The 16,846-nt window shown below is 34.5% G+C and carries 19 protein-coding genes; 4 read left to right on the top strand and 15 right to left on the bottom strand.

Annotated features, from left to right (window positions below):
* Positions 1-2: 2 nt before the first annotated feature.
* The 11 genes from codY to ylqF form a co-directional block, all read right to left on the bottom strand.
* Positions 3-773 (bottom strand): GTP-sensing pleiotropic transcriptional regulator CodY, encoded by a 771-nt coding sequence (codY, locus tag KPF49_RS02940; RefSeq protein ID WP_183674385.1) that lies wholly within the window; start codon positions 771-773, stop codon positions 3-5.
* Between the two features lie 19 nt (positions 774-792).
* On the bottom strand, positions 793-2,157 hold the full coding sequence (gene hslU / locus KPF49_RS02935; RefSeq protein WP_183674382.1) for an ATP-dependent protease ATPase subunit HslU: 1,365 nt from the start codon (positions 2,155-2,157) through the stop codon (positions 793-795).
* A gap of 11 nt (positions 2,158-2,168) precedes the next feature.
* A complete protein-coding gene (gene hslV / locus KPF49_RS02930; RefSeq protein ID WP_183674378.1) occupies positions 2,169-2,714 on the bottom strand; it encodes an ATP-dependent protease subunit HslV in 546 nt (181 codons plus the stop codon).
* Positions 2,715-2,719: 5 nt separating this feature from the next.
* A complete protein-coding gene (xerA, locus tag KPF49_RS02925) occupies positions 2,720-3,610 on the bottom strand; it encodes a site-specific tyrosine recombinase/integron integrase (RefSeq protein WP_221265247.1) in 891 nt (296 codons plus the stop codon).
* A gap of 137 nt (positions 3,611-3,747) precedes the next feature.
* Positions 3,748-5,814: a type I DNA topoisomerase gene (topA, locus tag KPF49_RS02920; protein WP_183674376.1), complete on the bottom strand. Its 2,067-nt coding sequence runs from the start codon at positions 5,812-5,814 to the stop codon at positions 3,748-3,750.
* Between the two features lie 80 nt (positions 5,815-5,894).
* Entirely contained in the window at positions 5,895-6,692 is a 798-nt protein-coding gene (gene dprA, locus KPF49_RS02915; protein WP_183674372.1) for a DNA-processing protein DprA, read from the bottom strand.
* Positions 6,693-6,770: 78 nt separating this feature from the next.
* Positions 6,771-7,676: a succinate--CoA ligase subunit alpha gene (gene sucD / locus KPF49_RS02910; RefSeq protein WP_183674370.1), complete on the bottom strand. Its 906-nt coding sequence runs from the start codon at positions 7,674-7,676 to the stop codon at positions 6,771-6,773.
* A gap of 18 nt (positions 7,677-7,694) precedes the next feature.
* Positions 7,695-8,864, bottom strand: coding sequence for an ADP-forming succinate--CoA ligase subunit beta (sucC, locus tag KPF49_RS02905; protein WP_183674367.1), 1,170 nt, complete (start codon positions 8,862-8,864; stop codon positions 7,695-7,697).
* A 97-nt stretch (positions 8,865-8,961) separates the two neighbouring features.
* Positions 8,962-10,137 (bottom strand): DUF418 domain-containing protein, encoded by a 1,176-nt coding sequence (locus tag KPF49_RS02900; RefSeq protein ID WP_183674364.1) that lies wholly within the window; start codon positions 10,135-10,137, stop codon positions 8,962-8,964.
* A 65-nt stretch (positions 10,138-10,202) separates the two neighbouring features.
* Positions 10,203-10,961 carry a ribonuclease HII gene (locus KPF49_RS02895; RefSeq protein ID WP_183674361.1) on the bottom strand — a complete coding sequence of 253 codons (759 nt, stop codon included), beginning with the start codon at positions 10,959-10,961 and terminating at the stop codon, positions 10,203-10,205.
* Positions 10,951-11,805, bottom strand: coding sequence for a ribosome biogenesis GTPase YlqF (ylqF, locus tag KPF49_RS02890; RefSeq protein ID WP_183674358.1), 855 nt, complete (start codon positions 11,803-11,805; stop codon positions 10,951-10,953). The genes KPF49_RS02895 and ylqF overlap by 11 nt, the downstream gene beginning before the upstream one ends.
* 223 nt (positions 11,806-12,028) lie before the next feature.
* Here ylqF and KPF49_RS02885 point away from each other — a divergent pair, with 223 nt between their 5' ends.
* From KPF49_RS02885 to KPF49_RS02870, 4 genes are all read left to right on the top strand, one after another.
* Positions 12,029-12,199: a hypothetical protein gene (locus KPF49_RS02885; protein WP_183674355.1), complete on the top strand. Its 171-nt coding sequence runs from the start codon at positions 12,029-12,031 to the stop codon at positions 12,197-12,199.
* A 6-nt stretch (positions 12,200-12,205) separates the two neighbouring features.
* The gene (locus KPF49_RS02880; protein ID WP_183674352.1) at positions 12,206-12,652 is read left to right on the top strand and encodes a DUF2975 domain-containing protein; all 447 of its coding nucleotides are present in this window, start codon (positions 12,206-12,208) and stop codon (positions 12,650-12,652) included.
* 9 nt (positions 12,653-12,661) lie between these two features.
* Positions 12,662-12,874, top strand: a complete 213-nt coding sequence (locus tag KPF49_RS02875) for a helix-turn-helix domain-containing protein (protein ID WP_183674350.1) — start codon at positions 12,662-12,664, stop codon at positions 12,872-12,874.
* 113 nt (positions 12,875-12,987) lie between these two features.
* Complete coding sequence (locus KPF49_RS02870; RefSeq protein WP_246562792.1) at positions 12,988-14,235, top strand: Glu/Leu/Phe/Val family dehydrogenase; 1,248 nt, start codon at positions 12,988-12,990, stop codon at positions 14,233-14,235.
* A gap of 31 nt (positions 14,236-14,266) precedes the next feature.
* On the opposite strand, the gene arsC is transcribed toward KPF49_RS02870, so the two are convergent.
* The 4 genes from arsC to KPF49_RS02850 all read right to left on the bottom strand — a co-directional run bounded on the left by arsC (position 14,267) and on the right by KPF49_RS02850 (position 16,845).
* Positions 14,267-14,665: an arsenate reductase (thioredoxin) gene (gene arsC / locus KPF49_RS02865; protein ID WP_183674347.1), complete on the bottom strand. Its 399-nt coding sequence runs from the start codon at positions 14,663-14,665 to the stop codon at positions 14,267-14,269.
* A 15-nt stretch (positions 14,666-14,680) separates the two neighbouring features.
* Positions 14,681-15,970, bottom strand: a complete 1,290-nt coding sequence (arsB, locus tag KPF49_RS02860) for an arsenite efflux transporter membrane subunit ArsB (protein ID WP_276516306.1) — start codon at positions 15,968-15,970, stop codon at positions 14,681-14,683.
* Complete coding sequence (locus tag KPF49_RS02855) at positions 15,967-16,284, bottom strand: ArsR/SmtB family transcription factor (protein WP_102167537.1); 318 nt, start codon at positions 16,282-16,284, stop codon at positions 15,967-15,969. The genes arsB and KPF49_RS02855 overlap by 4 nt, the downstream gene beginning before the upstream one ends.
* A 96-nt stretch (positions 16,285-16,380) precedes the next feature.
* Positions 16,381-16,845, bottom strand: a complete 465-nt coding sequence (locus KPF49_RS02850) for a metal-dependent hydrolase (protein ID WP_183674339.1) — start codon at positions 16,843-16,845, stop codon at positions 16,381-16,383.
* Position 16,846 lies beyond the last annotated feature (1 nt).

Here is a 16,846-nt window from a genome sequence, read left to right as displayed (position 1 = left end):
AACTAAAAGGCTTCTTTTTCTAATTCTTTTAAGAAACCTTCTTTTTTCACTCGGATAAACGTCCCTTTCATACCGAGAGAACGTGATTCAATGACCCCTGCACTTTCTAATTTTCTTAGTGCGTTTACGATCACTGAACGCGTGATTCCAACTCTATCCGCAACTTTAGATGCAACGAGTAAACCTTCTTTTGCACCTAATTCTTCAAAGATATGTTCAATCGCTTCACGTTCAGAGTATGATAATGAACGAATAGCCATCGCAATGCTCGCTTTGTCGCGCGCAGCCTTTTCAACTTTTTGCTGAAGCTCGTTCATCATTTCCATTCCGACAACAGTACTTGAATACTCACATAAAACGAGATCTTCTTCGTTAAATTTGTGCTCTTTTTTACCAACGACTAATGTTCCAAGTCGGTCTCCTGCCCCAAAAATCGGGATGATACAGGTTTCAGAGTTGCTGTATTTATCAACTTCTTCAGGGAAGATTGTCAGTTTATTGTTAAAATCTACATTTTCTTCTGTTTCGCGTAGTTTCATAATACGTTCCATATAATATTCAGGGAATTGTCTCGTTTCTAAAAATTCATGCATACGACTATTTTCGTCAAAATTTTCATGGTATGTTCCATATCCAAGCAATTCACCATCACTCGCTACAATATACGTATTGCAGTCTAAAATACGGCTTAATTTCTCAGCGAGTGTTTCATACTTTACATTCTCTTGAATTAACTTATTAATTTCTCTTGCTCTTTCTAATAATGTCGGCATATATCGATCGACTCCATTTCTATAATATAAATTGACTTAAGTTTTTACTACTCTTAATTTTATCTAATTTATCATTCACGTACTTTTCTGTAATTTCGACATGTGCACCGTGCATATTATCCGCTTCAAATAATAATTCTTCAAGTAATGTTTCCATAATCGTATGAAGACGTCTTGCACCGATATCATCTGTTGAAGCGTTCACGTCGTAAGCAATATTTGCGAGAGTTTCAATTGCTTCATCAGTATAACTCACTGTCACTCCTTCAGTTTCAAGAAGTGCTTCATATTGTTTTAATAATGAGTTTTTAGGTTCAGTTAAAATACGTTTAAAATCTTCAACTTGTAATTTGTTTAGTTCAACGCGAATTGGAAAACGTCCTTGCAACTCAGGAATTAAATCGCTTGGTTTAGCTACATGGAACGCTCCAGCACCAATAAATAAAATATGCTCAGTATTTACAGGTCCATATTTTGTTTCAACGACACTACCTTCAACAATCGGTAAAATATCTCTTTGAACCCCTTCACGTGAAACTCCGCCTTGGTTATTTGAACTCATCGCAATCTTATCCATTTCGTCGATAAAAATAATCCCTAACGTTTCTGCGCGTTCAATTGCGATATCATTCGCGAGATCTGTATCAATTAACTGTTCGGATTCCTCACGAATTAAGTGCTCACGTGCTTGCTTTACTGGCAAACGCTTTTTACGTTTTTTCTTAGGCATCATATTAGATAACATATCACCCATTTGATTATCCATACCAGGCATCATCATTGACATTTGTCGTTCTTCGACTTCGATTTCAACCATTTTTTCTTCTAAACGACCATTTAGTAAATCTTCACGAATATCTCTACGTTTTTGTCTGACCGTATCATCAACTTCTTCAACAGGTTCTTGTTGTTGTCCCATATTTTGAAACATTTCAAATGGATTATTAAATGTTGTTTCTTTAAAACGTCCTGGTGCGAGTAATTTAACGAGGCGATCATTTGCTAGACTTTCAGCTTCTTCTCGAACCCCTTTAAACAGTTCTTCTTTAACGATTTTAACACTCGTTTCAACAAGGTCACGCACCATAGATTCCACATCACGACCAACGTAACCGACTTCTGTATATTTTGTTGCTTCAACTTTTGTAAACGGCGCACCGGTAATTTTTGCCATACGTCTTGCAACTTCTGTTTTACCAACACCTGTTGGCCCGATCATTAAAATATTTTTTGGAATGACTTCATTTTTTAAATCGTCATTTAATTTCATGCGTCGATATCTATTACGCATTGCAATCGCGACTTTACGTTTTGCCTCTTCTTGACCGACGATATTTTCATTTAATTTAGTAACAATTTCTCTTGGAGATAAACTTACTTTCAAAATATAGCCTCCTACTCACTTTCTAAAGTTTCAACGATAATATTATCATTTGTAAATACACAAATATCTGCTGCGATTTGTAAAGCATCTTTAGCGATTGTCTCAGCATCTAAATTGTCACCATGTAACTTCATCGCGCGTCCTGCTGCGAGTGCAAAATTACCACCAGATCCTATTGCTAAAATGCCGTCGTCTGGTTCAATGACTTCACCAGTTCCTGAAACGATTAACATCGTATCTTTGTTCATCACAATTAGCATTGCTTCTAGTTGACGTAACATCTTATCAGTACGCCACTCTTTGGCAAGTTCAACCGCCGCACGTTCAAGTTGACCGTTATATTCATATAGTCTTGCTTCAAATTTTTCATATAATGTAAACGCATCGGCAACACTACCTGCAAACCCTGCGACTACTTTTCCTTCATATAATCTTCTTACTTTTCTCGCTGTATGTTTCATGACGACTTGATTTCCTAACGTCACTTGACCGTCACCAGCCATCGCCATTTTCCCGTTATGTTTAACAGCAAATATCGTTGTACCTTTAATTGCCAATTCATTCACCTCTTATTATTTTGTGGATGAGATGCTAAATACGCATGTCTCAATTGTTCTTTTGATAGATGGGTATATTTCTGTGTTGTTGATAACGATTCGTGACCAAGCAGTTCTTGAACTGCTCGAATGTCAGCACCGTTATTTAACATATGTGTCGCAAAAGTATGTCTTAACGTATGCGGATGAAGAGATGCTTTCACGGCACTTTCTTGCATAATTTTGTTGACGATATATCTTAATCCTCGATCAGTTAATTTTGATAAATTGTAATTTAGCCAAAATGCTTCTGCACGGTCCATATCTAAATGGAACTGATCAATATACATAATAAGTGCATGTTTTGTTGACTCGTTAAATGGGACGAGTCGTTCTTTATTACCTTTACCGAGTACTTTCAATAGTCGATTATCAAAATCAATATCTTCTAATTTTATATTTAATAATTCTGTACTACGTATGCCTGTTCCGTATAATAACTCTAACAGCGCTCGGTCTCTACTATACATCTTCTTATTTTCATCTAAGGACTGAAATAAGTCGTCAATCTGATTTTCATATAAGAAATCTGGAAGTTTAGATTCTTTTTTAGGAAATGGCACATTTGCCATCGGATTTTCTTCAACGACGTAGCGTTCATTTAAATAATGATAAAAACTACGAACAGCTGAAATTTTACGTCCAATCGTCGTCTTTTTATAACCCTTATCATAAATAAATACGAGATAATTTCTCGCATCACTTGCTTTAAATGTCGTAAACGTCAAATGTTCACGATTTAAAAATGACTCAAACTCTATTAAGTCGAGCTTATAACTTTCAATAGTCTTAGGAGAATATTGCTTTTGATAATTTAATACATCTAAAAATTCTAGTATATAGTTAATCTCACGCACTCCTAACTTAAAAAATTCTCATTGAATATTTTAATACATTTGACAGATAATTGCACTCAATTGATATTATTCTGAAGATTAAGTGATCGCTATATAAACATGAAAAATCTAGGCTATAACAATTAGCCTAGATTTTTTTAGTTTGCATCTTCTTCATAATCACAGTTCGAACATTTCACTTTAACTGTTTTACCTTTTCGTTTCTCAACTAAGTAATGATCACATTTCGGGCAATTTCTACCGATTGGTTTGTCCCAAGATACAAAGTCACAGTCTGGGTATTGGTCACAACCATAGAAGATACGGCCCTTTTTAGATTTACGTTCGATGACTTCTCCTTTTTCACATTTCGGACAAGTCACACCGAGTTTTTTAACGATTGGTTTTGTGTTACGACAGTTCGGGAAGTTCGAACACGCCATAAATTTACCATATCGACCCATTTTATAAACCATTGGTGAACCACATTTTTCACAGTCGATACCTGCGGGTTCATCTTTAATTTCAATCTCTTCCATCTCTTCTTCAGCTTTTTCAACTTGTGGTCTAAAGCCAGTGTAAAATTCATCGATTACTTTTACCCAGTCTTTATTACCTTCAGCAATTTCATCAAGTTGCTTTTCCATATCTTTTGTAAAATCGACATCGATAATATCTGGGAAGTAATCTGATACTTGTTCAGATACGATTTCACCAAGTTCAGTTGGAACGAATCTTCTCTGATCGAGTTTCACATAGTTACGCTTTTGAATCGTCTCAATCGTTGGTGCGTAAGTTGATGGACGACCGATACCAGACTCTTCTAACGTTTTAACAAGTCTTGCTTCAGTGTAACGTGGTGGTGGTTGAGTAAAATGCTGATTTGGTTCGATTTTCTCAGATTTTACAGTGTCATCTTTTGCAATTTCTGGGATGATGTTTTCATTTTTCTCTTGTTTCTCATCAGTGCCTTCTTCATACACTTGTAAGAAACCTTTAAATTTAATTGTCGAACCGTTACTTCTAAAAATAACACCATTGTTATTTAAATCTACGCGAACAGTATCTAACACAGCTGGGGCCATAAGACTTGCAACAAAACGGTCCCAAACAAGCTTATACAGTCTATATTGATCTCTAGATAAATATGGTTTCATATCTTGTGGTGTACGTAACGTTGAAGTTGGACGAACTGCTTCGTGTGCATCTTGTCCTTCAGATTTTTTATCTTTACGTTTGCCTAAAAACTCTTTACCAAATTTGTCTTCAATATAACTATACGCCTCAGATTTTGCTTCATTTGATACGCGTGTCGAGTCAGTTCTCATATAAGTAATTAAACCGACTGTACCTTCACCTTTAATGTCAATACCTTCGTAAAGTTGCTGTGCGAGCATCATCGTCTTACGTGCACGGAAATTTAACTTACGCGCGGATTCTTGTTGAAGTGTTGACGTCGTGAATGGATACGCTGGATAACGTAGTTTTTCTTTTTTCTCGACGGTATCTACATTAAAATCGTCACCGTTTAACTGACTTAACACTTTGTCTACAGATTCTTTGTTTGGTAATTCTGTTTTTTTATTATCTTTTTCTAGTTTATGAAATTTACCTGTAAATTTAGATCTTTTATATTTAAAATGACCTTCAATTGACCAATATTCTTCTGGTTTAAAGTTACGAATTTCATTTTCACGGTCAATAATAAGCTTTAATGCTACAGATTGAACGCGACCTGCAGATAATCCTTTTTTAACTTTCTTCCATAATACTGGTGAAATATTATAACCAACAAGTCGGTCTAATATACGACGTGCTTGTTGTGCGTCGACAAGTTGCTGATCCATTTCTCTTGGTTCTTTAAAACTGTTTTTTACAGCGTCTTTTGTAATTTCATTAAATACGACGCGGTAATATTCCTTATCGTCACCAAGGGCATGCGCTAAATGCCAAGCAATTGCTTCACCTTCACGGTCCGGGTCGGATGCTAAAAATATTTTCTTTGCTTTTTTCGCTTCTTTTTTAAGGTCTTGAAGTAAAGGTCCTTTACCTCTAATCGTAATATATTTTGGTTGATAGTTATTTTCTACATCAATACCTATTTGACTACGGGGCAAATCTCTAAGGTGTCCCATTGATGCAACAACTTTATAGCGACGACCTAAATATTTACCGATCGTCTTTGCTTTTGCTGGGGACTCTACAATGACTAAATTATCTGCCACTTTAATTGCCTCCCTAACGTTTTATTATTCAATGAACAATATTACACACTTACTTTAAAATTTGTCAATGTTTCAAAACTTTAAACATTTAATTCAATTAAAATATCGTCTGAATTTGTCACTAAAATTGCGCCTTCCTTTAGTCGTTCGTTAACGCCTAAACTGAGTGGAGAAGTAATATTACCAGGCACACAAAAGACATGTCTATTTTCATCCATCGCCATTTCTAATGTGATTAAACTGCCACTTTTTTCTTCAGCCTCAGTAACTAAAACGCCGTGACTTATCCCTGCGATAATTCTGTTTCTTTCAACAAATTGATGCTTTTTAATTGGTGTACCTGGTGGATATTCACTAATTGTACAACAAACTTCTTCCATTCTTTCTCTTGTTTTAAACGTCGACTTTGGATAATGAATATCATGGCCAAATGCTAAAACACCTACTGTGTTTAAACCATTCTCTAAAGAAATATAATGGGCGATATCGTCTGCACCATAAGCAAGTCCAGAGACAATGGATAGTGCTTTTAAATTTGGTAATAATCGTTTTAATACATGAGTCGTATAAAAACTAGCTTTTCGACTTCCTATAACCCCTAAAAAGTTTGTCTGTAAAACCTTTAAATCACCTTTTACATATAGAACGTATGGTGGATCGTAAATTTCTTTTAATAACTGTGGGTAAAATTCAGATTGCTGCGTGATGAAAGTTACCCCGTGCTTAGTTAATGTTTCTTTAATAGAAGTTAAAGAAATATTTTTTGCTTTTTCTATTTTTTTAATTGTAGATGCTTTTAATACTTCACCATTTCGAATTGACTTAAACTCTTTACTTGTTACATGTGCAAAGCTTAATTGTAAAATGTGAAGTTTCATAACTGTATTATAATTGAAACGTATAAAAAATGGTACAAAATAAAAAAGCAGAGACGTAAAGTCTCTGCTTGAATGATATTATTTAATCGTTAAGCACTGTTCATAAAGGCCGTCTTTTTTAAGACGCTCAATTAAAGTCTCACCGATAACTGACGGTGTATCTGCTGTATCGATACCTGCGTCGTTCATCGCTTTAATTTTACCTTCAGCAGTACCTTGACCACCTGAAATAATCGCACCAGCGTGTCCCATACGTTTACCTGGAGGCGCTGTTTGACCACCGATAAATCCAACCACTGGTTTTGTCATATTTTCTTTAATCCATTCTGCTGCTTCTTCTTCAGCTGTACCACCGATTTCACCGATCATAACAACCGCAAGAGTTTCATCATCTTCGTTAAATTCTTTTAATACGTCGATGAAGTTCGTACCGTTTACTGGGTCTCCCCCGATACCAACTGCTGATGTTTGTCCAATACCAGCTTCAGTTAATTGATGCACTGCTTCATAAGTTAATGTACCAGAACGTGATACAACGCCAACGTGTCCTTTTTTATGAATATATCCTGGCATAATACCGATTTTAGTTTCATCTGCAGTGATGATACCTGGACAGTTTGGTCCAACTAGACGTGTATTTTTGTCTTCTAAATAACGAACAACTTTTACCATGTCTAGAACTGGAATATGCTCTGTAATACAGATTACTAGTTCTAAATCAGCATCTGCTGCCTCCATAATTGAGTCTGCAGCGAATGGAGCTGGAACGTAAACGACAGATACTGTCGCGCCAGTTTCTTTTTTCGCTTCTTCTACTGTATTAAATACAGGTACTCCCTCTACTACTTGTCCACCTTTACCTGGTGTTACACCACCGACAATTTTTGTGCCGTAGTCTAACATTTGTTTTGTATGGAATAACGCAGTAGATCCAGTAATACCTTGTACAATTACTTTTGTATCTTTATCTACAAATACTGCCACAATTAATTTCCCCTTATCTTATTTATTTTCGTCAACGAGTGCGATAATTTTTTGTGCACCTTCAGCCATTGTGCTCGCTGATGTGATTGCTAAACCAGAATCTTTAAGAATCTGTTTACCTTCTTTAACGTTCGTACCTTCTAAACGTACGACTAATGGAATGTCTAATCCAACGTTTTTAACTGCTTGTACTACACCGCTCGCAATAACGTCACATAACATAATTCCACCGAAGATGTTTACAAAAATACCTTCAACATTTTCATCACTTAAGATGAGTTCGAATGCTTTTGTAACTTTCTCTTCAGTCGCACCGCCACCTACGTCTAAGAAGTTTGCTGGGCTTCCACCGAAGTGGTTAATTGTGTCCATCGTTGCCATCGCAAGACCAGCACCGTTAACCATACAACCGATATTACCATCGAGTGCAATGTAAGATAAGTCATATTTAGACGCTTCAATTTCTTTTGGATCTTCTTCATCGAAGTCACGCATTTCCATAACGTCTTTTTGACGGAATAATGCGTTGTCGTCAAAGTTGATTTTAGCGTCTAACGCCATAACTTGACCGTCACCTGTAGTTACAAGTGGGTTAATTTCAACGATTGATGCATCTTTTTCTACAAACACATCATAGAGTCCAAGTAATAATTTAGCTGCTTTATTGATAAGTTCTGTTGGAATATTAATGTTAAATGCAAGTCTTCTTGCTTGGAAAGGTAATAATCCAACTGCTGGGTCAATCACTTCTGTAAAGATTTTTTCAGGTGTTTTTGCTGCAACCTCTTCGATTTCAGTTCCACCTTCTTCAGAACCCATTAATACAACACGGTTTGTTGCACGGTCTACAACAAAACTGATGTAGTATTCATCTTTAATGTCGCAACCTTCTTCAATTAATAAGCGGTTCACAACAGTTCCGTCCGGTCCGTTTTGAGCTGTCACTAAAGTTGTGCCGAGTAAGCTTTCAGCATATTCTTTAACTTCATCTAAAGATTTCGCAATTTTTACTCCGCCAGCTTTACCGCGTCCTCCTGCGTGAATTTGTGCTTTTACAACATAGATATCAGAATCTAATGTTTTTGCTACTTCAACCGCTTCTTCAGGTGTACGCGCAACGTCACCATTCGGTACGTTTACACCTTTAGAGCGGAAAATTTGTTTTCCTTGATACTCATGAATATTCATGGTTTGCCTCCTAAGCGTTATATAATAAGCTTTCAAACTTATTATATAAATTTGTAACAGTATTGTAAACTTAACAACCTTTTAATACATCAATTTTTTAAATTTGCGGATGTTTGCCGCGTTTTAAGTGGGGTTTAAATGAGAAATACGTCCAAATACGTAGTAAATATTCTAACGGACCGTATTTAAATTTCTTCATATAATAATGACTAAAAATAACTTGGACGATAAAGAACATGATCGCTAAAGTAAACGACAACGTAAAATTACCATCACCAAATCTGCCAAGTCCTCCACCGTAATATATAAACGAATGGAATACTGATTGTAAAATATAATTCGTTAGCGATAATTTACCGACAGCCGCTAAACTATCCATAAATAAGTTTTCTTTATAAACGTAATAAAATAATCCAATATAACCAAAAGCTAGTGCAGTATCGATAAAGAACATATAAAAATCAAGTGTTTCATTATTAAGTGCATATATATTTAATATAATTCCGATTGGCACAAGTATGACGAGTGCTTTTTTCCACATACCTCCAGTTTCAAACATTTTAAGCTTTGCAGCAATCATCCCCGAAATAAAAACCGGGACGTAAAACGATATAATTAATATGTAAGTAAATATATATCCAACGATTCCTCCACCTAAAAACGGATTGTCAGAATCAAATAAAAACAATCGGCGTTCAGATGTCGTTAACGTTCTATATGCCTCTTTTTCTTCGAGTAAATACTCAATTTGCTCTTCGGTTAATTCTTCAGAATAATATTGAGAGGACTCGTCAACACTTTCCTCAACACCACCAAAATCAATATGCATTAAAATAACAAGTGATAATGAAAGAATCAAACAAACAATCATCGTTTTAAGACTTCGATTTGGTAGCCAAAATAAAACTAACATCATGAGGCCGTAGGCAAATAAAATATCTCCCTCAAATAAAAACACCGCGTGCAAAGCACCAAATAATAGTAATGCCATGCCACGACGAATCAGTCCACGCTTTACACCGAGATCTTTACGTTTAAAACTAGATGCCATTATGTACATTCCAAATCCAAATAAAAAAGCAAATATTGGCATCGTACTACCTTCAAATAAAACTCGAATTGCTTGTATTAAAAATTGTCCAATTTTAGATACGTCATATACTTCTAGATATTGATTTCCAAACATTCCGTAATTAAAAACAAGTAAATTGGCAAGTAATATCCCGAGTAAACTAAATCCTCTTAAACTATCGACGACTTTAATTCGTTTCAAATAAACAACACCTCTTTATATTTTGTACGTTTTTCATTATACAAAAATATAAAAAGGTGTGATTATTAAATATCGAATAAATTGTGAGTCATTTCTTTAACTGGTGAAAAACTTTTTCTATGAATCGGTGTCACACCGTATTTGTTTAATGCGTCTAAATGACTTTTCGTTCCATATCCTGAGTTCTTTTCAAAATCATAGTCCGGATACTCTTTACTATGTTCATTCATTAAACGGTCACGGTACACTTTTGCGATAATTGAAGCGGCTGCAATTGAATTAGAATTGGCGTCGCCTTTAATGATACTTTGCTGATGAATATCTACATCTAACTCCATCGCATCAATTAATAAATGATCGACGTCTCTATTTAAATCTTTCACTGCACGTATCATTGCAAGTTTTGTTGCTTCATATATATTTAATGTATCAATTTCTTCCACAGTCGCGATACCTATACCGACTGTGCACGTGTCTAGAATTAAATCATATAAGCGATTTCTTTCAGATTCACTTAACTTTTTTGAGTCATCTAACCCATATAACTTCTCGTCACCTAAAATTACAGCACCAGCAACAACTTCTCCAGCGAGTGGTCCTCGCCCTGCTTCATCCACTCCTGCAATAATTCCATTAAGTTCATGCTCATAACTCATCATTCTAATATATCTATTTTTAACTTCTAACTCTTTTAATAGTTTTCTCTTACGACTTTTAATCGCGTTTTTTACGCCGACTCTTCGATCATTATTTAATTCATCTTGTTCTAAGTCTTCAATAGACGTAATCGTTTCTAAATATTCTTTTACTTCTTTAATAGTCATGAATAACCTCGTCAAATGTATATCTACCAATCTTACCGTTACGAATGTCATAGACTACACGATTTGTCACTTGTTCATAATCGACTTCGTTACCAGCCATTAACATGCCACGACTTCTACCAATCGCGTCAAATACTGAAACTATGTCCGTTTCATCATAATGATTAATATTATAAAACGTATCGAAATTTTCTTTGTCATTTTCAATTAAAAACTTCATACCATAAATCGCAACTTCGTCTAAATGTACCACTCGATCAGTAATTGCACCTGTTAAACTTAATTTTAAGCCGACATCTCCTTCAAACTTTGGCCATAATACACCTGGAGTGTCTAGTAGTTCTAAATTATTTCCTGCTTTAATCCACTGTTGTGATTTTGTAAGACCTGGAGTATTTCCTGTTCTCGCGGCTTTACGTCTTGCGAGACTATTAATTAATGTTGATTTACCAACGTTTGGAATACCAATAATCATCGCGCGAACAGGACGTCGTTTAATACCACGAGCTTCCATTTTTTCAAAAATGTCTTTCGTCGCTTCAAGTGCTAAAGGTTCAATACTTTTTAATACGTTATTACTTCTACCATCTATAGCGACTGGATAACGTCCAAGTGATCTAAAGTAATCTTTCCAGCGGTTAGTCTTATTATGATCTGCTAAATCCGCTTTATTTAAAATAACGATTCGTGGTTTATTTTTAACGATCTCATCCATCATCGGATTTTGACTCGACAACGGAATGCGTGCATCTAAAATTTCGATAATAACGTCAACTTTATTTAAATTCTCTTCAATTTGACGTCTAGCTTTTGCCATATGCCCTGGAAACCAGTTAATAGACATAGTTCCACTTCCTTTACACGTTTAATATTCTATTAAATTATAGCAAATTCATTCATTTCATTAAAAGGATTAAATTTTATCTTTTTTATAAAATAATTAACGATAATCGTTAATTAATTATTGAAAAAGAATAATTAATGTATTATATTGAATATGTGGAAGGAAATATGAATACATCCTTCGCTTAACAAAGTACTTATTTTAAAATAAAGGAGACCAAATTATGAATGAAAAAGATGTTAAACGTTTTAGAACAATTGTAAAAATTCTATCGGTGATTTCTTTACTTGCTATTATTGGAATATCGATTAGCCTCACTGTTTCAGTCGTGTTACTAGCAACACTAATATTTTTAAAAGAATCAACAGTCACTCAATTGTTAGAATCCAATTAATTTAATATGTTTATAGAACCATCATCATCATTTAAAATAAAAAATATTAATGAAGTTAGTGACGTTGTTTACGATAAACCATCTGTATTATTATTTATTTCAACAACGATTATATATTTAGCCATTATTTTATTCATTGCATATTTTACGTATCGATTATTTAAAAATATGGGTGAAAATGAAATATTCACATTAGAAAATAGTCAACGTATTAAAATTATTGGTTACTTATTCATCGCTTTAACTGTACTTTACAGCTTAAAAGAATCCGTCAGTGAGTTTCTGTATTATAGAATGTTTAAGGATACTTTAGATCAACTCGATATTACAATGGAATTTACAATCTTCCAGGTCAATATGCCATTACTAGTATCTTCACTAATTATTATTTTAATCGGTTATGCATTTAAACATGGACTATTTTTAAAAAACGAATATGATCAAACGATATAAGGTGATAATATGATAATTATACGACTCGATAGAATGCTTGCCGATAGAAAAATGCAGCTAAAAGAATTATCAGAAGCAGTCGATATATCGGTAGTCAACCTTTCAAATTTAAATCGAGGAAAAGTAAAAGCAATTCGATTTACAACGCTAAACGCGATTTGCAAGGCGTTAGATTGCCAACCTGGAGATATTTTAGAATATGTTGAAGATGAAGAAGTTTAGTCAAACTAAACTTCTTTTTTATTGTAAATTTTAACTAATCATTCTTTAAAATTTTTGTAAACGTGCTAAGATATATATGTATGAAACATAATTATTAAAAGGTGGTATTTCCTTTGAGTAACAACTCATTTATTAACGCGCAACAACAAGTTGAATCAGCATGTCAAATCTTAAATACTGAACCAGCAGTCTTTGAAATTTTAAAAGACGTTGAACGTATGATTGAAATCAACATCCCTGTAAAAATGGATGACGGTTCAGTAAAAAGCTTTAAAGCATTCCGTGCAGCACACAACACTACACTCGGTCCTGCAAAAGGTGGAATTCGTATTCACCCAAGCGTTACATACGATGATGTAAAAGCGTTATCTATTTGGATGACATTTAAATGTGCAGTCACTGGTACACCGTATGGTGGTGGTAAAGGTGGAATCGTTGCAGACCCAACAACGATGTCTGACAACGAATTAGAACAACTTGCACGTGGATATGTACGTGGAATTTACAAATATTTAGGCGAAAAAATCGACGTACCAGCACCAGACGTTGGCTGTAGTGCTCAAATGATCAGCTGGATGGTTGACGAATATTGCCAGCTATCTGGTAAACAAGAAATCGGTACATTCACTGGTAAACCCGTCGAGTATGGTGGATCACTTGGACGTAAAGAATCTACAGGATTCGGTATTTCAATCATTGGTCGTCAAGTTGCGAAAAAATTTGACATTCACTTTGAAAATGCAACACTTGCAGTTCAAGGTTTTGGTAACGTAGGAAGCCACGCTGTAAAATACTTCGAACAACTCGGAGCAAAAGTACAAGCAGTCATGGAATGGCATCCAGACGGATTATTCGCAATTTACCGTGAAGAAGGATTTACTTACGATGAGTTAGAAGAAAACCGTGGTAAGTTTAAAGAAATGGAAAACGTTAAAATTTTAGCGCCAGAAGACTTCTGGTCATTAGACGTAGACATTATGGTACCAGCTGCACTCGCAAATGCAATCGACGAGCGCGTAGCGAAATTAGTAAAAGCAAATATTGTACTCGAAGGTGCAAACGGCCCTGTTACAACTGAAGGAGATGCTGTCTTTAAAGATAGAGGAATTACAGTCGTACCAGATATCTTAACAAACTCTGGTGGAGTAATCGTGTCATACTACGAATGGGCTCAAAACGTCCAAGGCTTCTACTGGACTGAAAAAGAAGTACTTGAACGCCAAGAACAAAGCATGATTCAAGCATTCGATGAAATATGGGACACAAAAGAAAAACACGACGTTACATTCAGAGAAGCGGCTTACTTAAACTCAATTCAAAAAGTTGCGAACACTATGAAACTACAAGGTAGATTATCTTAATATAAAAGAGGCGAAATTAATCGCCTCTTTTTTAATGTCTCAATTTAAATTGTTCTATCGCTAATTTAATTTCATCTCTAACACGCTGGAATTCTGACCACTCTTTACCCGCAGGATCATCAAAACCCCAGTGTTCTTTTTTAACATTTGGTGGTAAAATCGGACAATTATCATCAGCATCACTGCATAACGTTACGACCAAATCTGATTGTTTTAAAATATCATTATCAATCAAATCTGATGTATGGTCTGATATATCAATGCCTACCTCTTTCATAGCTTCTACTGCTTTAGGATTAACACCATGCGTTTCAATACCAGCAGAATAGACATTCCAGTCTTCACCTAATAATTTCTTCCCCCAACCCTCAGCCATTTGGCTACGGCAAGAGTTGCCAGTACATATAAAATAAATTGTCTTCTTATTCATAATTAAAGCCTCTTATTAAAATATGATTAGTGTAAAGTATAATCCTAAGAGTGTTACAAATAATACTGGGATAGTAATGACAATTCCCGTTTTAAAGTATGTTCCCCATGAAATCTTTACACCTTTTTGTGTTAAAACATGTAGCCATAATAATGTTGCTAAAGAACCAATCGGCGTAATTTTAGGTCCTAAATCAGAACCTATAATATTCGCATAAACCATACCCTCTTTGAGTAGTCCTGTAGCACTAGATTGACCAATCGCTATTGCATCTATTAAAACAGTTGGCATATTGTTCATAATTGATGATAAGAAAGCAGCTATAAAGCCCATACCCATCACACTAATGAATAATCCATAACTTGTAATATTAGTTAATATTTCAGCTAAAAATGTTGTGATACCTACATTTTTTAACCCAAATACAACTAAATACATACCAATAGAAAACAGAACGATATTCCATGGTGCACCTGTAATCACTTGTTTTGTATTCACTGCTTTAGAATTTCGAGCGAATAGCACAAATATTATAGCAATCGTACCAGCAACAAAAGATACAGGTATCTGAACAAATTCACTCACAAGATAACCAACAAGTAATATTATTAATACAATCCATGAAACCTTAAATAGTTTAAGATCTTTAATTGCATTTTTAGAATCAGGTAGATTTTCTGCATTAAATGTTTTAGGTATAGATTTTCTGAAATATAACCATAAAACGACAATACTAGCAATTAAAGAGAATATATTAGGAACAATCATACGGTTAAAATATTCAATAAATCCAATATCGAAGTAATCTGCAGAAACAATATTCACTAAGTTACTGACAATTAAAGGGAGTGATGTCGTATCAGCAATAAATCCACTAGCAATAATAAAAGGGAAAATCTCTTTTTGATTAAACCCTAAATTTCTTACCATTGCTAATACAATAGGCGTTAATATTAAAGCGGCACCATCATTTGCGAAAAATGCTGCTACAACTGCTCCAAGTAACATGATAAAAACAAACATTTTTAAACCATTACCATTTGAAGCTCTGACCATATGTATTGCAGACCATTCAAAAAATCCAATTTCATCTAATATTAATGAAATTAAAATAACAGCTACAAAAGTTAGAGTGGCATTCCAAACAATACCTGTTACTTCTATAACATCAGAAAAACTTACAACTCCTGTAACGATAGCTACAACTGCCCCAATTAGAGCTGTAATACCAATATCTAAACCTTTTGGTTGCCATATAACAAAAGTTAAAGTTAAAAGGAAAATTATAATTGCTAAAATCATCAACAGCAATCACCTGATTTCACATTTTTACATACACATCTTTCGGTCGATGTATTAATGATATTTAAATTTTTGATAATATCTTCTAAATTATCATGATTCAGTTGATACCAATGTTTGTTACCGTCTTTTCTTATTGTAACTAATTCATTATCTACTAAAGACTTCATATGATGACTGAGTGTTGGTTGTGAGAAATGAAAGTATTCCAGCAAGTCACAAGCACATAATTCCCCACAAGATAGTAAATCTAGTATCTCCAACCGACTTGGATCTGATAAGACTTTTAATATTTTTGATAATTCTTTATAAGACATTAATCACCCTCCTGATGGTTAATAGATTAACATCTATATAGATTATTGTCTATGTATTTTTATTTAATAAATAAGTAACACCTTGACAATACTAAATTACATTAAAATGTAATAAGACATACCGATAAAAACAAAAAACAGTAAATAATCGACAATACCACCTGTTTTAAAGTAAATCGATAACGACATTCGTTTTTTCAACGGGTAAAATAAAGACACTCCCGTTTTAGTCATCATATCTAATATTAGATGCGACAAAATCCCAACTGTATAACTCACTATAAACACCGTCGGCACACCGATAATATCTAAAATCATAAAATTTAATAATAAAAATAATAACGAATGTGTAAACGATCTGTGTCCAAAAATTACGCTAAAAATAAAGCTAACAATAGGGAGACGTCGACCAATATAACTTTTCGTGTGACAAATATCCGGAACTACAGCCCCAGTCACCGCTGCAGATAAAATAACAACAGACTCTAAAGACACACCGTAGTCCTTCGCAAAATACATCCCAATCATACATCCACAGCTTGCATGTGTTTTACCAGTCACA

The sequence above is a fragment of the Nosocomiicoccus ampullae genome, assembly GCF_019357495.1.
GTDB lineage: Bacteria > Bacillota > Bacilli > Staphylococcales > Salinicoccaceae > Nosocomiicoccus > Nosocomiicoccus ampullae.
Note: the sequence above shows the minus strand (reverse complement) of the source record. Positions and strands in the feature narration are given on the sequence as shown.

Coding starts and splice junctions, on each gene's coding strand:
- KPF49_RS02875 (WP_183674350.1), top strand. CDS start 12,662: ATGATAATTATACGACTCGATAGAATGCTTGCCGATAGAAAAATGCAG.
- KPF49_RS02885 (WP_183674355.1), top strand. CDS start 12,029: ATGAATGAAAAAGATGTTAAACGTTTTAGAACAATTGTAAAAATTCTA.
- ylqF (WP_183674358.1), bottom strand. CDS start 11,805: ATGTCTATTAACTGGTTTCCAGGGCATATGGCAAAAGCTAGACGTCAA.
- KPF49_RS02880 (WP_183674352.1), top strand. CDS start 12,206: ATGTTTATAGAACCATCATCATCATTTAAAATAAAAAATATTAATGAA.
- KPF49_RS02895 (WP_183674361.1), bottom strand. CDS start 10,961: ATGACTATTAAAGAAGTAAAAGAATATTTAGAAACGATTACGTCTATT.
- codY (WP_183674385.1), bottom strand. CDS start 773: ATGCCGACATTATTAGAAAGAGCAAGAGAAATTAATAAGTTAATTCAA.
- KPF49_RS02855 (WP_102167537.1), bottom strand. CDS start 16,284: ATGTCTTATAAAGAATTATCAAAAATATTAAAAGTCTTATCAGATCCA.
- arsC (WP_183674347.1), bottom strand. CDS start 14,665: ATGAATAAGAAGACAATTTATTTTATATGTACTGGCAACTCTTGCCGT.
- sucC (WP_183674367.1), bottom strand. CDS start 8,864: ATGAATATTCATGAGTATCAAGGAAAACAAATTTTCCGCTCTAAAGGT.
- dprA (WP_183674372.1), bottom strand. CDS start 6,692: ATGAAACTTCACATTTTACAATTAAGCTTTGCACATGTAACAAGTAAA.